Source organism: Paenibacillus sp. CAU 1782 (assembly GCF_054551715.1).
The window spans coordinates 584,603-603,723 of the sequence record NZ_JBTOLL010000001.1 but is presented as its reverse complement, the minus strand read 5'-3'; the positions used below and the strand labels follow the sequence as shown (position 1 = coordinate 603,723).

Genomic DNA, 19,121 nt, shown 5'->3' with positions numbered 1-19,121 from the left:
AATTCCGAATGGCACGCTGCCTGATAGATTGAGAATGAACATAAAAAAACCGCAGCAAAGTAATCTTCGCCACGGTTCTTCCGATCAACTATTGTCCATTATACGCCATGATTCTTCATTTGACAACCTCATTTACTTAAGCCCGCAGCGCCAGCCACAGCCTGTAAAGCGCCGCTTTGACGGCTCTCAGTCTGATCATGGAGCGTCCGCCGCTCATCTGGACCTTATGGACAACGGTTTCTTTGTCCCGCTCCGCTATAGCGAAATAAACAAGCCCTACAGGCTTGCCCTCCGATTCCGCCGGGCCCGCCACTCCAGTCAAGGATACGCCAAAATCGGCATCGCAGATTCTGCGCACGTTTTCCGCCATAAGCGCGGCCGTGGATTCGCTGATTGCGCCGGGAGCGCCTTCTCCCTCCAGCTGCGACATAGGGATGCCCAGCAGCTGGTGCTTCATCGCGTTGGTGTATGTAACCACGCCCCCGACAAACTCCCCGCTGCTGCCCGGCACGTTCGTCACCAGCTCTGCGAACAGTCCTCCGCTGCAGCTCTCAGCGCTTGCCAGACGCCTTCCGGATGTCCGCAGCAGCTGCACGATCTCCGCTTCGATCGGAACGTCCTGCTGGGCGTATAGATGCTCTCCGACGCGTTCGGTGATGAGATCGACGGCTTTTTGAATCCGCTCGTCGGCTTCCTGCGAAGTCGCCGCTTTTGTAGAGACGCGAATGGATACTTCGCCCTCCTTCGCATACGGCGCCAGGGTAGGATCGTTTTGCCCCTCGATCAAATCCAGCAGCTTGGCTTCCAGATTGGATTCTCCAATACCTGCAAATTTGAGCAGACGGGAGAATAGAGGACGCTCTTCGCCCAGCATGGAGCGAAGCCAGTCCTGAGTAGGACCTTCCAGCATGGGAACCATCTCTCTAGGCGGTCCCGGAAGAAGCACGTACAACGTTCCATCCTGCTCCAGCGCGTTTCCGACCGCCAGCCCCGTTGTATTTTCGAGTGGGTGGCTGCCTTGCAGCATATGGGCTTGCCTGCGATTGCTTTCGACCATATCCATGCCCCGCGAAGAGAACAGATTCCGTATAGCGTCCATGGACGGCTCATGCATGATCAGCTCCCGACCCAGGTAGTCGGCCAGCACATCTTTTGTCAGGTCATCCTGAGTCGGACCCAGGCCGCCTGTGAAAACAAGGAGATCCGCGCGGCTCCGGCCGATCTCGATGGCTTGCCTCAGCCTTGCGGCATTATCGCCTACAACCGTCTGAAAATATACATCAATGCCAAGCTCCGCCAATTTCAGCGACAACGCCTGAGCATTCGTGTTGACAATTTGACCCAACAGCAATTCCGTTCCAACCGCAATAATTTCAGCTTTCATCCACTTGCTCCTCCTCTTGGTTCTGGCAGTTTTTCTCGATGGAAAAGCACTTCTCCGTCCTGCGGAAAAGTGCTCTTAAAGATTCGCTCGCCTTTAATAACGGTTAAGCCTTATTCAACCGGTATCAGTTTTTTGTTTTTCATAAAATAGTCAAAACCGGAATAAAGCGTGATGGCCGCTGCAACCCAACTGGAGATGATGTCGAACGGAAAATCAAATAACGCAAACGGGAAATTGTTAAGCAGCAAAGCGATGATCATCGTAATTTGAATGGCCGTTTTCCATTTGCCCCATTTGCTCGCCGCCATGACCGTGCCTTCCAGAAGCGCGATCTGACGCAAGCCGGTAACTGCAAATTCGCGGCTGATAATAATGATGGCGATTAACGCATTCAACTTGTCCATCTCTACCAGCGAAATGAGCACGGCAGCAACCAGGAGTTTGTCGGCTAGCGGATCCAGCAATTTGCCCAGATTGGTAACGATTTTGTTTTTTCGGGCAATGTAGCCGTCCAATCCATCTGTGCTTGCCGCTACGATAAAAATAATCGCGGCTACTAATTGATTATATGTAATCGTATAGTCAGAAATGGAAAACGAGCCCAAATTAACATTGATCAGCAAAAAAAACATAATGACCGGCACCAAAAAAATACGAGCCAGCGTTATACGGTTGGCTAAATTCACTTACATTCCCTCCCCGGAACATTCAAACCAGCATACAGACTCTGTACCGCCGCATATGGGGGCGGACCTGCATATTGTCCCCGGGCTGACATTTCCGGAAGCACGGGCAATTCCCGCAGCAGTCTTTTCTTCAAACATCCCATTCACTTCCAGTTTCTGCAAAATTGATTAACGGTAGTTGGTAAACTGAAGCTCCACAGGCAAATCCGCTCCGCGCAACATGGCAATGATAGCCTGCAGATCATCCCGGCTTTTTCCCGTAACGCGAATTTGGTCGCCTTGAATCTGACTTTTTACTTTTATCTTGGAATCACGGATCATCGTATTGATTTTTTTGGCAACGTCCTGCTCAATGCCTTGTCTGAGCTTGATACGCTGGCGCACTGTGCCGCCGGAAGCCCCTTCAATCTTTCCAAAATCCATATTTTTGATCGGAACGCCACGCTTGACCATTTTGGATTGCAAAATATCCACTACGCTTTTAAGCTTGTAGTCATCGTCGGAGCCAACCACAATATCCTCTTTTTCAAGCGAAATGCTGCTTTTGCTTCCTTTGAAATCAAACCGCGTTTCGATTTCTCGTTCCGCTTGAGTAATTGCATTTCCTAACTCCTGCATATCCACTTTGGATACAATATCAAAAAAACTTTCCGAGCTCATGCTTCACTCTCCGTTTCCATGCCTTTATTTATTCATTATTCCGCTGTTTGCGTTCCTTCGGGAGATTCCGCTCCTTCAGGCTCGGCAATTAGCGGCTGGAGCAACAATTTTTTGGATGCGGCTCTGTCGCCGTCGGGCACCAGCACCCCGTTAACCGTAATTTCCGTAAAATCGGAACGGCCAACGTTAATGTAAAGCGGTCCGGTCAAATCGTATTCCTGAACGGCTCCGTCTTCGGCATTTGCGTAATACAGCTTTTCGCCGCCAGCGCTTCCGGTCCGCACCTCGACCCAGTTTCTGCCGCCTGTTACCTTCAGCTGCACTTTAAAGGTGCCGCCTGCCGGTCCGATATCGAATTGATCCGCTTTGCCTACCTTGCTGCTGAACGTAACGGTAGTCGGCGATTGAGTAGGCTCCGGCGTAGCGGAAGGCGAAACCGAAGGCGTTGCCCCGCTGCCGCTGCCGCTGCTATTATCCGGCGGAGGGCTTGCATTGTCCGTAATCGGCGTCTCCTCCAGCTTATTGGTATCGGTGTCGTCTTTATTGATCACGTAGAACCAAATCAGGATGACAATCAGAATAAGAAAACTCCACATGAGCAGATTAAAGCCGAATCTGCCCAGCCGGTCGGAGGTTTGAGCTTTGATGCGACGGGGCTTTCGGGCCGGAATCGGCTCCGCATTTTGCTCCACGGGAGCAGCAGGAACCTCATGCTGATATAAACGCAGCACTTCATCGGGATCCAGACCAACCGCTTCCGAATAATTTTTCACAAATGCGCGCACGTAAAAAGTTCCCGGCAACACGCGATAATCCCCGGATTCAATTGCTTCCAGGTACCTTTTTCTTATTTTCGTCAGTTCCTGTATGTCTTCCAGCGATAAGCCCCGCTCTTCCCGCGCTTTGCGAAGCAACGCGCCTAAATCAGACATGAAAAAGCCTCCTTTCCAAGCGTAAGCGGCGGAGTGCGCCATTACGCTCTCCCTCCCGCTTCGCAAGCATCAATCCATATTAAAAATCGTCAGAATAATGTGCGGTAAACGTCTCGTATGTAATCTCTTCATCCGGCGTATTGCGCAGCTCCACGATTAGATCAAAATGACTATAGTCATAATGCGATTCCTTAATGAAAATATCGGGATGTTCAATCACTTTAGTGGAAGGCATTGACATAATTTCCTGCAGCAGAGCATAGTGACGCTCGTTGGAGCGAATAGTGCTTACGATCCCGTCAATGATAAAAATATTGTTTGGCTGCATTTCCTCTTCCGAAAGCTGGCTGCGCACCGTTTGGCGAAGCAGCGTAGAGGATACAAAAGTCCATCTCTTGTTGGAGCAAACGCTTCCCGCAATGATGGATTCCGTTTTGCCTACTCTCGGCATGCCGCGCAAGCCAATGACGTGATTGCCGTCCCTTTTGAAAATTTCGCCCAAGAAATCAACAAGCAGACCCAACTCGTCACGCGTAAACCGGAACGTTTTGCGGTCATCGGAATCCCGTTCAATATATCTGCCATGGCGAACCGCCAAAATATCCACAATCGTTGGAGCACGCAGCTTGTTCACTGTAATATTATCCACTTTTTGCAGCATCTTGCCAAGCAGTTCTATCTTTTCTTCATCGTCCGTTTGCAGCAGCATGCCCCTGGTCCGATCCTCGACCCCGTTGATCGTCATAATGTTGACGCCAAGCATACCGAGCAGCGAAGCGATATCCCCTAACAAGCCCGGGCGGTTCTTATGTATTTTGTACTCCATGTACCACTGTTTTGTCTCCAAGATGCTTTCACCGTCCTAAACTTGAATGATATAAGAAGTTGTGCAAAAAGTCCACTTTAGATTCTGTGCGGTCTTTCTATCCGATCTTCATTTTACTATCCCACAGTCTATTCTACAAATTTCGCCACAATCCTGCAAACGGAATGGATTCATTGCAGAAAAGCCTCCCGTCAGGAGGCTTTTCCGCTTGGTATGATGCCTGCTATGATTGTTCCGCGACCTTCATCATCAAGCGCGCTATCGTTTTTTTGTCGGCTTCATCGCCAACATCCCATAGCTGCTTTAACACTCGCTCTTCATCATTGCGGGGATCCACTTTTTCGTCCAGGAAACTTCCGACTTCAAAAGCCAGCTTCGAAATGGTGTCCTCCGACATCCCCATTTTTTTGGCTTGCTCAATGCGGTCGGCCAAAAAATGCTTCCAGGTTTCAAAGTTCGTCAGAACAGTCGACATGCCTTTTCGCCTCCTCGGTTGGTGTGAAAAAGAATCATCAACAGTCATTAGGATAGCCCCGGGAGGAGAAGTTTATTCGGTTTGCCCATTGGCATCTCCTGCTTGCGCAGGTCTATGTATGCCAGCCCCCATTGGGGCTGATGATTTGTCCCGTGATGTAAGAAGATTCCGGCAGTGATAAAAAATAAACCAGAGACGCAATTTCATCCGCCGAGCCAAAACGTCCCGCCGGTATTTCCTGCTCCAGCGCCGCTTTTTCCTCAGGATTAAAATTGTCCATCATCAATGTATCCACGACGCCGGGCGCAACCGCGTTAACGGTCACGCCGGAGGGCGCCAGCTCTTTGGCCAGCGCCTTGGTGAAAGCGTTCATGCCGCCTTTGGTCGTGGAATACAGGACTTCGCATGATGCGCCGGACATTCCCCAAACCGAGGATACATTAATAATGCGCCCGTAACGCTGGGACACCATATGCTTCATAAACAGCTGGGTGCAAAGAAACATCCCCTTCAAATTTACAGCCATGACATCATCCCATTCCTGCTCGCTCACATCGCTCAGCAGCCCATAATGGGCTATACCTCCGTTGTTGACCAGAATATCGGGCTTGATGCCGTGGCTGTCAAGCTTGTCGCGCATCCGTGCCAGCTGATCACTTGATTTCAGATCCGCTGATATGGTCATTACATTGGCTCCAAGCATCATGCAGGCTCTTGCCGTTTCATTCGCCTGCTCATGGGACTGCAAATAATGTAAAACAATGTTAACCCCTTCCGATGCAAATCGTTTTGCAATCGCGGAGCCGATCCCCCTGCTGCCCCCCGTAATCAAAACCGTCGTTTCCTGCAGCGTCTTCATTCCGAGGGCTGCTCCACGATACATACCGCAAGACGGTCAAAGTTGAAATGTTCGCGAAGCCGCTTGTTCACTTCATCCAGCGTGCAGTCTTCATAATGGGTCAAAACCCGGAACATGTCGCTTTCACGGAACCGGTAACGGGTAAATTCGCCCGCGATAGCTTCGGGGGAGTTCAGCATACGCAGGTAACCGCCAATTTTTTTTCGTTTGGCGCGTTGGAAAGCTTCATCTGTTATTCCGGCTTCTTTGGCTTCTTTTATCGCAGTTTGGATTTCCGAAAGCAGCCTGTCGGGATCCGGCGTATCGCCGCCCATCGCAGAAAAGCCATAGTCGCTTGTGGAATTGTATTCATGTCCGAAGGAATCCGAAATGAGCTTCTGCTCGTAAAGCCCTTGATAGAGCTTCGAGCTTGGCCCCAGCAGCGCTTCCATCATCAGTTTGGCAGCTATTTCATGTCTCAGCAGCTCGTCGCCTGTAAAGCCCGTTTTTTGCTCCTTGAAGCCAAACATGCATTTAGGCTGCGATACAGAAAGCTTCACAACTTTTCGCGGCGACTGCACTTCCTCCGGCTCTTCCTCGAAAATCCGGGAGATCGCTCCTTGATCGGGAAACGACTTGCTGCTCTGATTATCCCTCACAAGACGGAAAACCTCTTCCGGCTGAACACCGCCTACGACAAACAGAAGCATGTTGGACGGGTGGTAAAAGGTATGGTAGCAGCTGTATAACGTTTCTTTGTCAATCTGCCAGATGGACTCCGCCGTTCCTGCTATATCGATCCGGACGGGGTGCGTTTTGTACAGCGATTCGATCAGGCCAAAATAAACGCGCCAATCCGCATTGTCGCGGTACATGTTGATTTCCTGCTCGATGATCCCTTTTTCCTTATTCACATTTTCGTCCGTAAAATAAGGATTTTGCACAAAGTCGATCAAGGTGCTCAAATTTTCATACACCTGCTCGCTGGCGGAATATAAATAAACGGTCCGGTCAAAGGAGGTAAACGCGTTAGCCGAAGCGCCTTGCGAAGCAAATTTGGCGAAAATATCTCCCTCCGGCTCTTCGAACATTTTGTGCTCCAGAAAATGGGCGATGCCGTCCGGCACCTTTACCGGTTCGCCTTGCCCAACCGAAAAGTGATTGTCAATGGAGCCGTAGCGAGTGGAGAAAGTGGCATAGGTCTTATTAAAACCTTCCTTGGGCAGCACGATAACCTCAAGGCCGTTATCCATCACTTCGCGGTACAACGTTTCCTGTACATGTTGGTAATCCAGCTTTTCCATGAGTTACGCCTCCTTCCGGTTTCGCAGGAAATAGACGGTTTCCAGCCGGACTCGCTTGCCGACCTCTGCGACGTCTTCCGGCGTAATAGCAGCGATCTGGGCCATTAATTCATCCCGTGTCCGCCGGTTGCCGCTTACTACACCGTTAAAATCGTAGGCAATCATCTCGTAGGCGGAATCCTGTATCTCGCGCAAATGTCCCGTAATCATTGCTTTGGTCTGATTCATTTCCAGCTGGGACAGCTCGCCCTTGGACATGCTGGCCAATTGCTCAGTAATAATAGCCAGCGCTTTATCATAATTTTGAAATTCGATGCCAGACTGAATGCCGCAAATGCCCTTATGCCCGTCAAGCCTTGAGGATGCGTAGTAGGCCAAGCTTTCTTTTTCACGGACATTACGGAACAGCTTGGAATGGGGATAACCGCCCAATATGCCATTGTACATCAGCATTGCCGCATAAGCGTCGTCTCCGTATGTAACGCCGGTTCTGAGGCCCATGTTAAGCTTGCCCTGGTTGACATCCATTTCCTCCACAACGCATCTTGTCTCTTTGATGGAATACCCCTTGTCGGGCGCGCTATAGGCGCCGGGCTGCCTCGGCTTCAGCTTAAAGGCTTTGCCTGCCAGCTCGGCAACCTCTTCAAGGGTCGTATCCCCTGCAACGTACAAATCAAGTGCGGCATTGTCCAGCCAGGACGAATAATGCCGGTACAGCGCTTCCGGGGTTATGCCGGCTATCTCATCAATGCGGCCCAATGCCTGCAGACGATACGGCTCATCCTTGCACATCTCTTCTACGCAGCGTTCAGCGGAATAACGAATTTTATCGTTAACAATGGCTTGCAGCCGATTCCGCAGCGTTTCCTTCTCCGATTCGACGTAGGCGCCGCGAAATTTCCCTTCCTCCAGAAGAGGTTCGCTCACCACATCGCCTAAAAAGGTTAGAGCTTCCGCCAACAAGGAATGATTAGTGGATACAAAGCGGTCATTAATTACGTCCATCCGGAATTGCACGATCTGGGCATCGCCCCTTTTGTACACGTCAAATCCAAAACCGGCTCCATACATATCATCCAGCTTTTCCCGAAAAGCAATACTTTCCGGTGTTGCGGCCGTGCCTCTCCTGAGCACAAACGGCGACAAGGCGACCGGCGTTACCGTTTCCTCGTGAAGCGGAACACCGGCGTAAAGCGATATGGCAAATGTTTTGAAAACCTTTGTCGGAAGAACATGGAGGTTGATTGCGCCAAGCTGCCCTCTTTGAAATTCACTCACGCGTCATGCCCCTTTCAGGTACGCTTTTTCATTATTTTACTTCACACTAAATGGAAGAAGCAACCACCTCTGCACTTGGCAGAAATGACTGCTTCCTTCAGCGGCTGATCTATGTTTTTACATACAGAAAATGTGTTTGCCGATGGTCTTGAATTGAGGCCGGGTCCAGATCCATTTGGAGGTGGCCGTTTCCGGGTTAAAATAATACAGGCAGCCTTGCGTGGGGTCATTGCCTCCAATCGCATCCTCCACTGCTTTTCTGGCGCTGGCATTCGGCGTTAAATAAATTTGGCCGTCATCCACCGCCGTAAACGCCCGTGGCTGAAAAATGACCCCGTAGACCGTATTGGGGAAGTTTTCATCTTTCACGCGATTCAGAATAACGGCCGCAACAGCCACTTGGCCTTCATACGGTTCGCCGCGCGCTTCGCCGTACACCGCGTTGGCCATGATCTGAATATCGTTTTCGGTAAGGCCAAGCCGGTTCGATTTCTGCAGCGGCGGATTCCCCGCAGTGGCTGAACCGCCTCCCGATGATCCTGCGCCGGCGGAACCTCCGGCAGTGCTGCCCGGCTTCCAGTTTTTCGTAGCGTCGACCAGCTTCTTTTTGGTCGCCGCACCAACGACGCCATCGGATTTTAAGCCGAATTTCCATTGAAACCAGGTAACCGCGCCTTTGGTTTTGGAGCCAAATACGCCGTCAATGGCCCCGTTATAATAACCCAAATACGTCAAACGGCCTTGCAGCTCATTTACATCCTGGCCGCTGGAGCCAACCCGGAGCGTGGCGCCCGTAAAAGCTGCCTCCGTTCCTCCGCCATATCCCTTAAATAGAGAAAAGGTGCCAAACAGCAGCATAACGATAACCACCGTTACCGTTAATAAGTAATGTCTCATGTCGGAATCTGCCTTTCTCTTGCAAGTTAGTTTGCTTCAGGAAGCGTTGCCTGACTCTAGTATGAGAAAGATAACCGCCTTCTATGCAAACTCTTGCCATGGGAAGCCAGTTCCGGACATAAAAAAACCGGCAACCAAACTAACGGTTGCCGGTCCAGATCAAATCAGGAGCTTATCTTATTGGCTTCGAGCATTTCGGGCGTAACCAATACTTCCCTTGGTTTGCTGCCTTCGTAAGGTCCAACGATTGATTTGGCCTCCATCTGGTCAATCAGCCGAGCAGCGCGGGTATACCCAATTCTCATGCGCCTCTGGAGAAGCGACACGGAAGCCTGCTTGGCTTCTACGACGATTTGCACGGCCTGGTCGAACAGCTCGTCCAGCACCACGCCATCCTCGGTGCTCTCATCGTCAATTTCCGGAACAAGATCTTCCTTGTACTCCGCTTCTCCTTGATCGCGCGCGAAAGCAACCAGCGCTTCCACCTCGCTGTCGGACAAAAAAGCGCCTTGCACGCGGGTTGGCTTGGATACGCCAACCGGCAGGAACAACATATCGCCCCGGCCCAGCAGTTTTTCCGCACCGGCGGAATCCAGAATCGTTCTGGAGTCCACTTGGGAAGAAACGCCAAAGGCAATCCGGGAAGGAATATTGGCCTTGATAACGCCCGTTATAACGTCTACCGAAGGACGCTGGGTCGCTATAATCAAATGAATGCCCGCTGCCCGCGCCATTTGGGCAAGGCGCGCTATCGCATCCTCGACATCATTTGCCGCTACCATCATCAAATCCGCAAGCTCGTCGACGATGACCACAATGTAAGGAAGAACCGCGCTTGGGTTGCCCTCCATCAAGGCATTGTATCCTTCGATATTGCGGGTAGCTGATTTGGAGAACAACTCGTATCGCTTCTCCATCTCTACTACAATTTTTTTGAGCGCCAGCGACGCGCGGCGCGGGTTGGTAACGACCGGAGCCAGCAGATGGGGAATGCCGTTGTATACGTTCAACTCCACCATTTTGGGATCGATCATAAGAAATTTGACTTCATCGGGCTTTGCCTTATACAGAATGCTTGTTATAATGCCGTTGATGCACACCGACTTGCCGGAACCCGTTGCTCCCGCTACAAGAAGATGGGGCATTCGCGCCAGGTTGCCTACAATCGTCATGCCGGAAATATCCCTGCCAAATGCGATGGACAACTTGGAAGTCGCATTCTGGAAAGCCGGCGTTTCCATCACCTCGCGCATTGTCACGACGGAAACCTCGGAATTGGGAACCTCGATGCCAATTGCGGATTTGCCCGGTATCGGCGCCTCCATCCGAATGTCCTTGGCCGCCAGCGCCAGCGCAATATCATCCGTCAGTCCCACGATCCGGCTTACTTTAACGCCGGTAGCAGGCTGGACTTCATAACGGGTAACGGCCGGTCCCCGGACTACGTCCAGTACCTTTGCCCGTACGCCAAAGCTTTCAAGCGTGGCTTCCAGCTTGCGCCTTGAATCGTACATATCCGCGCCTTCGGCGCTTTTACTCATCCCGCTAGGCTTGTTAAGCAATGAAAACGGCGGCAGACGATAAGGCTTGGGTGCTGAGATATCTACAGATTGAGGCTCTGCTATCGGTCTGCGCGGAGCGTTTTCTCCTCCGGCGGTCAGAAATTCCGTCTCCGTTCCCTCAACCAATTCACCGACCACTTCGCCTTCATGGTCTTGTTCCGGGTCGAGCGGGAGTTCCTCTCCAGATGGCTGCAGACCGGATTCAGGATGGAGATTTTCCCGTTCGTCGTTCCACTGTTGCGCAGCTTGGAATGGCTCTTGCTGAAGATCATCTTCATTATGTATGGCTTGTTCCCATTCCTCCAGCTTATCCGGCGCCACGGCCTCTCCTCCCCACGGAGGCAGTTCTTCGCTGTGATGATCCTCGTTCCGCATTTCCTCCTGAACTTCGCCCGACTGTTCCCACGGCCCTGCTTCTTCTTCACCATAGGGATAACTTTCGTTGCCGGCCGGCGGCTCTTGCTCCGGAAGCTGCCATTCATCATGATGGCCATGATCGGTTTCCTCACTGCCCTGCTGCTTCCATGCAAAAAAGAGCGATTTCCTTTTTTTCTGCGGCGCAGGCTCGTAATGATCGTCGTCTTCAATAACGTCAGTATCGTTTGCCATGACGTCGCCGCTGCGGTCATGCGCTGCGGCAACCGGCGCCTTGCGACGTCGGCGTTTGCTGCTCTTCAGTTTGGCGAAAAGCAGCTTAAGCACTCTCTGCAGCCGTTTTTTCAACCAAGAAATAAGCTCGACATAAGATTTGCCGGTAATCAGCATCAGCGCTATCGCATACATGACGAAATTAATGATGAAAGCGCCGTAATAACCAAACAGAGAAAATAACATGCCGTAGAGAAGCGCGCCAGTGTATCCGCCGCTTATCGCTTTGTCGCGTATGCTCTCTCCGGGAATCGCCTGGGAAACCAACAGCTCCTCCTGCAACGACTCGTTTAACACACTGACGATGACGCCGCCGGACAAGGCCTCCCGCTCCACTCCCGCAAAACGGGTATTGATTTCGGTAATCGCGCTGCTAAGCGCCAATGCCAGAACAAAAACAAGCAATCCCGTTCTCCGGCTTGTCCAGCCACGCGGCCAAGCGCGCTTCACCATTACGCTAAGACCTACGAAAATGCCGACAAGCGCCAGCACAAAATAAAACTTGCCCAGGATCAGCCCGAACAGTTTTGATAAAGCGCGTCCCACTGTTGCCTCGCCGGAAAGCGCAATAATTGAAATCGTAATAAGCAAAATGCCGTAAACTTCATATTTAAGCGTTGCGGCAACCGACTTTTTTCTTCTCTTTTTTTTCGCCAATTCCGTCACCTCTGGTTTATCATTATAGCACAGTTCAGAAGGACGGACTATTTTCAATTGGGCAGCATCCACTAAGATTGGACTTTAAGCCCATATTGGATCAATGAACCGGGAGTATATTGCGGATCCAGATAATCGTCAAGGCGACATTCCAGAAGTCTGACTACCCGGCCAACGCCTGGAGCGACAGGAACCACCTGCATCCGTATTCCTCCTGACCAAACCTCCAGAAATTCATCCCGTTCTTCCTCTTTATTTTGGAGTACAAGCTCAAGCGGCATTGTTGTATACAAAGTCATATCGTCGCTCCTCCTCCCATAACAGGCGGCTGTCCAGCTAGCGGCAGCGGAGGCAATGGAGGAACGGGATTGCTGATATCCGGGGTTTGCCGTTTTTCAGCAATGAGGGCGTTCAGCGTCTTCAACGCATCACCCAGTCCTCCTACTGCATCAATTAGGCCGTATTTAACGGCGTCGGGGCCGATAATCGTAGTTCCAATATCCCTCGTCAGCTCTCCGGTTTTAAACATCAGCTCCTTAAAAGCATTTTCGCTGATGCCGGAATGGGAAACAACGAAACGGACAACTCTGTCCTGCATTTTGTCCAAATATTCAAAGGTTTGAGGAACGCTAATGACAAGGCCGTTTAGCCTTATGGGATGAATCGTCATCGTTGCCGATTCCGCAATCAAAGACCTCTTACCCGAAACCGCGATTGGCACGCCGATGGAATGGCCTCCGCCCAAAACAAGAGTAACCGTCGGCTTGGATAAGGAAGAGATCATTTCCGCAATGGCTAGCCCCGCTTCCACATCGCCGCCCACTGTATTGAGGACAATCAACACACCTTCGATTTTTTGGTTTTGCTCCGCCGCTACTAACTGCGGAATGATATGTTCGTATTTTGTCGTTTTGTTTTGTGGCGGCAAAATCAAATGTCCCTCAATTTGGCCGATGATGGTCATGCAAAAAATATTGGATTCCGACGGTGCAGGCAGCCCCGTCGTGCCAAGCTGCTGGATGCTTTCCGTCAGCGGCGCCAGCTTCCTTTCGTCGCCCGCAGCGCCCGGCTGCTGCTCTTGTCCGATTAATGGATTAGTCCCAATCTGGCTCATATTTCACTTCTCCCTTGTACTAATGCCCATTTTTGAATACGCGCCCTTAGTATGGAGCGGGGCCGGGATTTTATTCATGAAGGGCCTGAACATTCCGCAAACGCAAACAATCGCTCCCAACGCCTACGAAGGCGCACAGGAGCGATTGTTTCATGTGATGGGTCGGATCGTGTTAAACCTCCATGATAATCGGCAGAATCATGGGGCGGCGCCGCGTCTGTTCGTACAGGAAACGCCCAAGAGCATCTTTTACGTTTGTTTTAAGTGAAGCCCATTCATTTACTTTGTCGTTCATCAGCTTATTAAGCGTGGATGTAACGATACGATTAGCCTCGTCAAGCAGGCCTTCGGATTCGCGGACATATACAAAACCGCGGGATATGATGTCCGGACCGGACAAAATGGTGCCGTCTTGCTTGCTTAGCGTAACGACAACAACCAATATGCCGTCTTGAGACAGAAGCTTGCGGTCGCGCAATACGATATTGCCTACATCGCCTACGCCAAGGCCGTCAATCAACACATTGCCGGCTTGAACCTTGGCGCCTTTGCGGGCGACTCCACCCTGAATTTCAACGGTATCGCCATTGTCGACGATAAAGATGTTTTCGCGTTCGATTCCGATTGCTTCTCCCAGCTTGGCGTGCAACCGGAGCATCCGGTATTCGCCGTGGATCGGAATAAAATATTTCGGCTTAATCAGATTAAGCATCAGCTTGAGTTCTTCCTGGCTGCCGTGACCCGAGACGTGAACGCCGGATACGGAGCCTGGTCCATAAATGACATTGGCGCCTAAGCGGAACAATTCGTCGACTGTACGGCCAACATAACGCTCATTGCCAGGGATTGGCGTTGCGGCAATAATAACCGTATCCCCGGGCAAAATATCAACCTTGCGGTGAGTGGAGCGAGCCATGCGCGTAAGCGCAGACATCGGTTCGCCTTGGCTGCCCGTACACAAAATGACCACTCGGTCTGCAGCCAGCTTGTTAACTTCCTCTGGCTCAATCAACATGCCTTCCGGAATGTTGAGATACCCCAGCTCCGATGCAATGCCGACCACATTGACCATACTTCTGCCCACAACCGCGATTTTGCGGCGAGTAGCAATGGAAGCGTTAATGATTTGCTGAATGCGATGCACATTGGACGCAAAGGTAGCAACTACAACGCGCTGCGTGGATTTGCGGAAGATGTCTTCCAGCTCGTCCCCTACTTTGCTTTCCGATGGCGTATAGCCCGGACGCTCTGCGTTTGTGCTGTCGGACAACAGGGCAAGCACGCCTCTGCTTCCGATCTCCGCAATACGCTGCAGGTCCGCGAATTGATCATTTACAGGCGTATGGTCAAACTTGAAGTCGCCTGTGTGAACAACGATGCCTTCCGGAGTATCCAGGCATACGCCGACGGAATCCGGAATACTGTGGTTCGTTTTGAAGAAGGTAGCGGTAATAGAGCCCAGCTTAACCTCGGAATCCGCGTTGATCAGAATCCGTTTGGTATCGCCCAGCATCCCTGCTTCTTTCAGCTTGCCTTCGATAAGACCTAGCGTCAGCTTGGTTCCATATACAGGCACGTTCAGATGACGAAGCACATAAGACAAACCGCCAATGTGGTCCTCGTGACCATGTGTAATCAGGATACCGCGAACCTTGTCGCGGTTTTCCGATAGGTAGGAAATATCGGGAATAACAATATCAATGCCCAGCATATCTTCCTCCGGAAATTTCAATCCGGCATCTACTACAACAATATCGTTATTGTACTGGACTACGTACATGTTTTTGCCAATTTCGCCTACACCGCCTAGCGCAAAAATAAGCAGCTTGTCCTGGTTATTCTTTTTTGACAATTGAATCTATACCTCCTGACAGTTATTGGAACGTGACTTAAAACTCCGCAGGGAGGGGATGTTACCGAATTTTCGTTCCATGCAAGGCGCTTTTTCGCAGGCTTACCGGGGTAAGTCAAGGAAAAGTAACGCAGCATGGGGCGAAAAGGCGGTGATAGAGGCCCCTAAGCGGGATTTAAGACACGTCCTAGTAAGCAATATTAAGTAAACGTCAGATGCCGCTCTGACGGTTTCTTCCAACTTTTCACTTGCCGCACCCAATCACTTGAAATCATTATACATGATGAAAAAGCTTCAACACAAGTGACTGCCTGCCCTTAAATTGAAAATAGATTTCCTAAAAAAAAACCGATGCAATCCGCATCGGCTCTTTGCAAGGATGATGGCAACTATTGAATTAGTTTGCGAATAAATTGCTGCTCGGCTTCATCGGCGTCCACAAGCGGCAGCCTTACCCCGCCAACAGAAACGTCTTTTAGGCCAAGCGCGTATTTAACCGGTACCGGGTTTGGACATATAAAGAGGCCTTTGAATATAGGGAACAGCTTGCCGTGCAAAGCAGCAGCCAGCTTGGTGTCCCCACTCAGGTGGGCATGAATCATTTCTTTCATTTCCTGGCCGATCACATGGCTTGCAACGCTGATAATGCCGTAAGCCCCCACCGATAAAGCTGGCAAGCCAGCGCTATCTTCGCCGCTGTATACTCTGAAGCTTTCCGGCGCGCCGGCCGCAATCAGCGTAAGCTGCTCCAGCGATGCGCAGTCTTTGGTCGCAACAATGTTAGGGATTTGAGCCAGACGAAGCGTAGTTTCCGCAGAAATATTGACAGCCGTTCGCCCTTCGACATTATAGAGAATGATGGGAAGATCAACAGCTTCCGCAACAGCTTTGAAATGCTGGTAAAGACCCTCCTGAGTCGGACGGTTGTAGTAAGGAGCAACCAGCAACAGTCCGTCTGCGCCGCAATCCTTGGCAGCTTTGGACAAGTGGATGGAATGCGCCGTATTGTTGCTTCCGGTTCCGGCAATTATTTTGCAGCGGCCGGCGGCGTATTTGACGACGAACGAAAACAATGCTATTTTTTCATCGTCGCTAAGCGTCGGGGATTCACCCGTTGTTCCGCATACGACAAGGCTGTCGCTTTTTTGCTCGTCGATTAAATAATCAATCAGTCGTTCCGTTGCGCTCCAGTCAATTTGCCCCTCCGCATCGAAGGGGGTCACCATTGCGGTTATCAATCTTCCGAAATCCATTGATACTCCTCCTATATGCCTACAGTGATAAATGCAGTTCAAACTTGGCATGCAGCGAACGCAGCGCGTTCACCATGTCGCTTTCGCGAACCAGCACCCAAATCGTGGTATTGGAATCTGCCGATTGCATAATGGGAATTCCTTGCTCTGCCAGCGCTTCAACGATTCTGGCCATAACGCCCGGCTGCCCGTTCATGCCTCCGCCGATGACGGATACTTTGGCGCAGCCCGGCACTGCAACTGGAGCAAAGCCAGCTCCCTCCAGCAGTTCCACCGCTTTTTGCGCATCGCGGTCAAACACCGTATACAACGCTCCGCTTGGCGTTACATTAATAAAATCAACACTGATATGATGGCGCGCCATCGTCTGGAATACTTGAAGCTGCATGTCTCCCGCTGCACTCTGCGCATTAACCGAAATTTGCGTTATTCCGGCTACATGAGCGATTCCTGTAACATGACGGTCCTTCACCAAAGAGCTTCCGCCATATTCCCCCTTGTCCGTTACCAGGGTGCCGCTTTCCTCCGTAAAAGTGGAACGCACGCGAATGGGGATCCTCGCCTGTTGTGCAATCTCAACAGCCCTAGGATGAATAACTTTGGCTCCTTGTCTTGCCATGTTGCAAATCTCAGCGTACCCCACAACGGAAAGTTGACGCGCTTCGCTAACAAGCCGGGGATCGGCGGTCAAAATGCCGTCGACATCGGTATAAATGTCAACCATATCGGCATGAAGCGCCGAACCTAATGCGGTTGCCGAAGTATCGCTGCCCCCTCTGCCCAACGTTGTTAACTCGCCGCTGTCCGTAATGCCTTGAAATCCGCAAACAATGGCAACAGCACCGTTGTTCAGATGTTTTGTTACATGTTCAGGCTCTATCCGTTTGATTCTTGCGGATCCAAAATGATCATCGGTCCGGATTCCGGCAGCGCCGCCTGTAAGCGCCACCGCAGGAATCCCTCTTTCCAGCAGCAGGCTGCACAATGTTGCGGCGGAGATAATCTCGCCGCAAGCCATCAGCATATCCCGCTCCCGCGCTGGCAGCAGGCCCCCGCCGCCTGCCTCCAGCAACGTATCCGTCGCGTAGGGAGCTCCCTTGCGCCCCATCGCGGATACAACTACGGCCAGACTGTATCCATTGTTCCGCTCCCGAATAATATGTCCGATAACGCGCTCGCGGGAATCAGCGTCGGCAAGCGATGTCCCGCCAAACTTTTGAACGAGGATCCCCATTACAGGCTCCGCTCCACGAGAACGGGTTGAAGCTGTTTCCCCTGCAACGCCGCTTCGCAAGTCTCCATAACCAAATCCATTTTGGCTACAAGCGAGTTTGGTTTCTGAATCGGATTATCCTGGCCAAACGGAACAAAATAAATATGTTTAGCCACCAGCAATTTTGCGATGTTGGCGGCATTTAAACCAAGTCCGTCGTTTGTGGAAATGCCCAGCACCACCGGCCTGCTGTTGCGCATCTGCGCCTTGGCAGCCATAAGTACGGCACTGTCCGTAATCGCATTGGCAAGCCTGCTCGTCGTATTTCCCGTGCAAGGAGCGATAACCAGCACGTCTAGCAGCAAGGAAGGACCCAGCGGCTCCGCCTGAACGATCGTTGAAATAATTTCATTGCCGGTGATGCCCGTTAATTGCTCCTGCCATTCCTTTGCCGTGCCAAACCTCGTGTCGGTCGTAATCAGCGTTTGGCTGACAATCGGCACAACATTGGCTCCGGCATCCACAAACCGCTTGATCTGCGGCATCACTTCAGCAAAGGTGCAGTGAGACCCCGACAGGGCATACCCAACCGTAATTCCGTTCCAATTCATATCCCATTCCCCCGCTTATTACTGTCGTCCATAATCAACTGAGCCAAGCAGTCCGCTATAATAAGTCCAGCTGTTTTGGGTGCGACGATACCGGGGAGTCCGGGAGCGAGCATCGCTTTAATGCCCCGCTTCTCGGCAAAGCGGAAATCCGTTCCGCCTGGCTTGGAGGCAAGGTCAATAATGACGGCCCGCGAAGGTAAATTAGCGATAATTTGTGCTGTGACTATCATAGTCGGAATTGTATTAAAAAGCAAGTCAATATTACCCGATTCAGCCAACAAACTGTCCATATAAAACGGCTCAAATCCCATCTCTAAAGACCGTGCAAAATGCTCCGAACGCCGGACTCCGACCTTGACGCGCGCTCCTACTCCCTGGAGTGTCCGGGCCATCGTGAAGCCGGTCCGGCCAAACCCCAGCACCATGCAGACGGAGCCGTGAATGGTAATATCGGTGTGCTGGATCGCCATCATCAATGCGCCTTCCGCCGTCGGGATGGAATTGTGAATCGCCACATCATCCCGGTCAAGCAGCTCCGTCAGCACAAGGCCGCGGCTTTCGCATAGCTCGCTAAGATAAGGTTTAGCCATCCCGGTGTACACCTTGCAGTGCTGGGGCAGCCTTGCCATATGGCTAGCGGTCAGAATCATTTCGCGATCGCTGAACACAGCAGGGATTACGCCTTTGTCGTCGGTGCCGACAACTGGCAGCACGAGGGCGTCCACCCCCTCGAACAGCTCTTCGCCGAACTCTCCGTGAATCGCTCCGTCAAGCGGAGAATGCAGCCCGTCAAAGCCGCATACCGTCAAGGAAGCGTCAAGCATGCCCAGCTTGCGGATGACCTCCAGCTGCCTGGCGTCGCCTCCAAGCAAAAGCACCTGAACGCCGGTAAGCATCAGGCTTCACTCCTTTCTGGCCAGTGGATATAAAG

General features: G+C 51.5%; 18 protein-coding genes. All 18 read right to left on the bottom strand.

All coding sequences use genetic code 11. The annotated features are described in order from the left end of the window. Positions 1-136: 136 nt before the first annotated feature. A complete protein-coding gene (locus ACX93W_RS03085) occupies positions 137-1,384 on the bottom strand; it encodes a competence/damage-inducible protein A (RefSeq protein ID WP_459390844.1) in 1,248 nt (415 codons plus the stop codon). A 110-nt stretch (positions 1,385-1,494) separates the two neighbouring features. After that, on the bottom strand, positions 1,495-2,070 hold the full coding sequence (gene pgsA, locus ACX93W_RS03080) for a CDP-diacylglycerol--glycerol-3-phosphate 3-phosphatidyltransferase (protein WP_459390843.1): 576 nt from the start codon (positions 2,068-2,070) through the stop codon (positions 1,495-1,497). Positions 2,071-2,238: 168 nt separating this feature from the next. After that, positions 2,239-2,730, bottom strand: coding sequence for a YajQ family cyclic di-GMP-binding protein (locus ACX93W_RS03075; RefSeq protein WP_459390842.1), 492 nt, complete (start codon positions 2,728-2,730; stop codon positions 2,239-2,241). A 35-nt stretch (positions 2,731-2,765) separates the two neighbouring features. Beyond that, entirely contained in the window at positions 2,766-3,662 is an 897-nt protein-coding gene (locus tag ACX93W_RS03070; protein WP_459390841.1) for a RodZ domain-containing protein, read from the bottom strand. 79 nt (positions 3,663-3,741) lie between these two features. Then, entirely contained in the window at positions 3,742-4,509 is a 768-nt protein-coding gene (locus ACX93W_RS03065) for a DUF3388 domain-containing protein (protein WP_459390840.1), read from the bottom strand. Between the two features lie 202 nt (positions 4,510-4,711). Continuing rightward, positions 4,712-4,963 carry a DUF3243 family protein gene (locus tag ACX93W_RS03060; RefSeq protein WP_459390839.1) on the bottom strand — a complete coding sequence of 84 codons (252 nt, stop codon included), beginning with the start codon at positions 4,961-4,963 and terminating at the stop codon, positions 4,712-4,714. Between the two features lie 112 nt (positions 4,964-5,075). Next, positions 5,076-5,822, bottom strand: a complete 747-nt coding sequence (ymfI, locus tag ACX93W_RS03055) for an elongation factor P 5-aminopentanone reductase (RefSeq protein WP_459390838.1) — start codon at positions 5,820-5,822, stop codon at positions 5,076-5,078. Continuing rightward, positions 5,819-7,105, bottom strand: a complete 1,287-nt coding sequence (yfmH, locus tag ACX93W_RS03050) for an EF-P 5-aminopentanol modification-associated protein YfmH (RefSeq protein WP_459390837.1) — start codon at positions 7,103-7,105, stop codon at positions 5,819-5,821. The genes ymfI and yfmH overlap by 4 nt, the downstream gene beginning before the upstream one ends. A gap of 3 nt (positions 7,106-7,108) precedes the next feature. Beyond that, positions 7,109-8,383, bottom strand: coding sequence for an EF-P 5-aminopentanol modification-associated protein YfmF (yfmF, locus tag ACX93W_RS03045; RefSeq protein ID WP_459390836.1), 1,275 nt, complete (start codon positions 8,381-8,383; stop codon positions 7,109-7,111). 117 nt (positions 8,384-8,500) lie between these two features. Further along, positions 8,501-9,280: a spore cortex-lytic enzyme gene (gene sleB / locus ACX93W_RS03040; RefSeq protein ID WP_459390835.1), complete on the bottom strand. Its 780-nt coding sequence runs from the start codon at positions 9,278-9,280 to the stop codon at positions 8,501-8,503. A gap of 164 nt (positions 9,281-9,444) precedes the next feature. Then, positions 9,445-12,147 carry an FtsK/SpoIIIE family DNA translocase gene (locus ACX93W_RS03035; protein WP_459390834.1) on the bottom strand — a complete coding sequence of 901 codons (2,703 nt, stop codon included), beginning with the start codon at positions 12,145-12,147 and terminating at the stop codon, positions 9,445-9,447. 71 nt (positions 12,148-12,218) lie between these two features. After that, complete coding sequence (locus ACX93W_RS03030; protein ID WP_459390833.1) at positions 12,219-12,446, bottom strand: YlzJ-like family protein; 228 nt, start codon at positions 12,444-12,446, stop codon at positions 12,219-12,221. Continuing rightward, positions 12,443-13,261, bottom strand: a complete 819-nt coding sequence (locus ACX93W_RS03025; RefSeq protein WP_459390832.1) for a ClpP family protease — start codon at positions 13,259-13,261, stop codon at positions 12,443-12,445. The genes ACX93W_RS03030 and ACX93W_RS03025 overlap by 4 nt, the downstream gene beginning before the upstream one ends. Positions 13,262-13,433: 172 nt before the next feature. After that, positions 13,434-15,113: a ribonuclease J gene (locus ACX93W_RS03020; protein WP_459390831.1), complete on the bottom strand. Its 1,680-nt coding sequence runs from the start codon at positions 15,111-15,113 to the stop codon at positions 13,434-13,436. Positions 15,114-15,502: 389 nt separating this feature from the next. Beyond that, a complete protein-coding gene (gene dapA / locus ACX93W_RS03015) occupies positions 15,503-16,366 on the bottom strand; it encodes a 4-hydroxy-tetrahydrodipicolinate synthase (protein WP_459390830.1) in 864 nt (287 codons plus the stop codon). Between the two features lie 19 nt (positions 16,367-16,385). Then, the gene (gene dapG / locus ACX93W_RS03010; protein WP_459390829.1) at positions 16,386-17,600 is read right to left on the bottom strand and encodes an aspartate kinase; all 1,215 of its coding nucleotides are present in this window, start codon (positions 17,598-17,600) and stop codon (positions 16,386-16,388) included. Further along, entirely contained in the window at positions 17,600-18,190 is a 591-nt protein-coding gene (locus ACX93W_RS03005; protein ID WP_459390828.1) for a dipicolinate synthase subunit B, read from the bottom strand. Before ACX93W_RS03005 ends, dapG begins: the two co-directional genes overlap by 1 nt. Beyond that, positions 18,187-19,086, bottom strand: coding sequence for a dipicolinate synthase subunit DpsA (gene dpsA / locus ACX93W_RS03000; RefSeq protein ID WP_459390827.1), 900 nt, complete (start codon positions 19,084-19,086; stop codon positions 18,187-18,189). The genes ACX93W_RS03005 and dpsA overlap by 4 nt, the downstream gene beginning before the upstream one ends. Positions 19,087-19,121 lie beyond the last annotated feature (35 nt).

What these genes read in the sequence shown, in the direction of transcription:
- ACX93W_RS03085 (WP_459390844.1), bottom strand. Translation starts at nt 1,384, where the DNA reads ATGAAAGCTGAAATTATTGCGGTTGGAACGGAATTGCTGTTGGGTCAA.
- ACX93W_RS03075 (WP_459390842.1), bottom strand. Translation starts at nt 2,730, where the DNA reads ATGAGCTCGGAAAGTTTTTTTGATATTGTATCCAAAGTGGATATGCAG.
- ACX93W_RS03070 (WP_459390841.1), bottom strand. Translation starts at nt 3,662, where the DNA reads ATGTCTGATTTAGGCGCGTTGCTTCGCAAAGCGCGGGAAGAGCGGGGC.
- ACX93W_RS03060 (WP_459390839.1), bottom strand. Translation starts at nt 4,963, where the DNA reads ATGTCGACTGTTCTGACGAACTTTGAAACCTGGAAGCATTTTTTGGCC.
- ymfI (WP_459390838.1), bottom strand. Translation starts at nt 5,822, where the DNA reads ATGAAGACGCTGCAGGAAACGACGGTTTTGATTACGGGGGGCAGCAGG.
- yfmH (WP_459390837.1), bottom strand. Translation starts at nt 7,105, where the DNA reads ATGGAAAAGCTGGATTACCAACATGTACAGGAAACGTTGTACCGCGAA.
- sleB (WP_459390835.1), bottom strand. Translation starts at nt 9,280, where the DNA reads ATGAGACATTACTTATTAACGGTAACGGTGGTTATCGTTATGCTGCTG.
- ACX93W_RS03030 (WP_459390833.1), bottom strand. Translation starts at nt 12,446, where the DNA reads ATGACTTTGTATACAACAATGCCGCTTGAGCTTGTACTCCAAAATAAA.
- ACX93W_RS03025 (WP_459390832.1), bottom strand. Translation starts at nt 13,261, where the DNA reads ATGAGCCAGATTGGGACTAATCCATTAATCGGACAAGAGCAGCAGCCG.
- dapA (WP_459390830.1), bottom strand. Translation starts at nt 16,366, where the DNA reads ATGGATTTCGGAAGATTGATAACCGCAATGGTGACCCCCTTCGATGCG.
- dapG (WP_459390829.1), bottom strand. Translation starts at nt 17,600, where the DNA reads ATGGGGATCCTCGTTCAAAAGTTTGGCGGGACATCGCTTGCCGACGCT.
- ACX93W_RS03005 (WP_459390828.1), bottom strand. Translation starts at nt 18,190, where the DNA reads ATGAATTGGAACGGAATTACGGTTGGGTATGCCCTGTCGGGGTCTCAC.
- dpsA (WP_459390827.1), bottom strand. Translation starts at nt 19,086, where the DNA reads ATGCTTACCGGCGTTCAGGTGCTTTTGCTTGGAGGCGACGCCAGGCAG.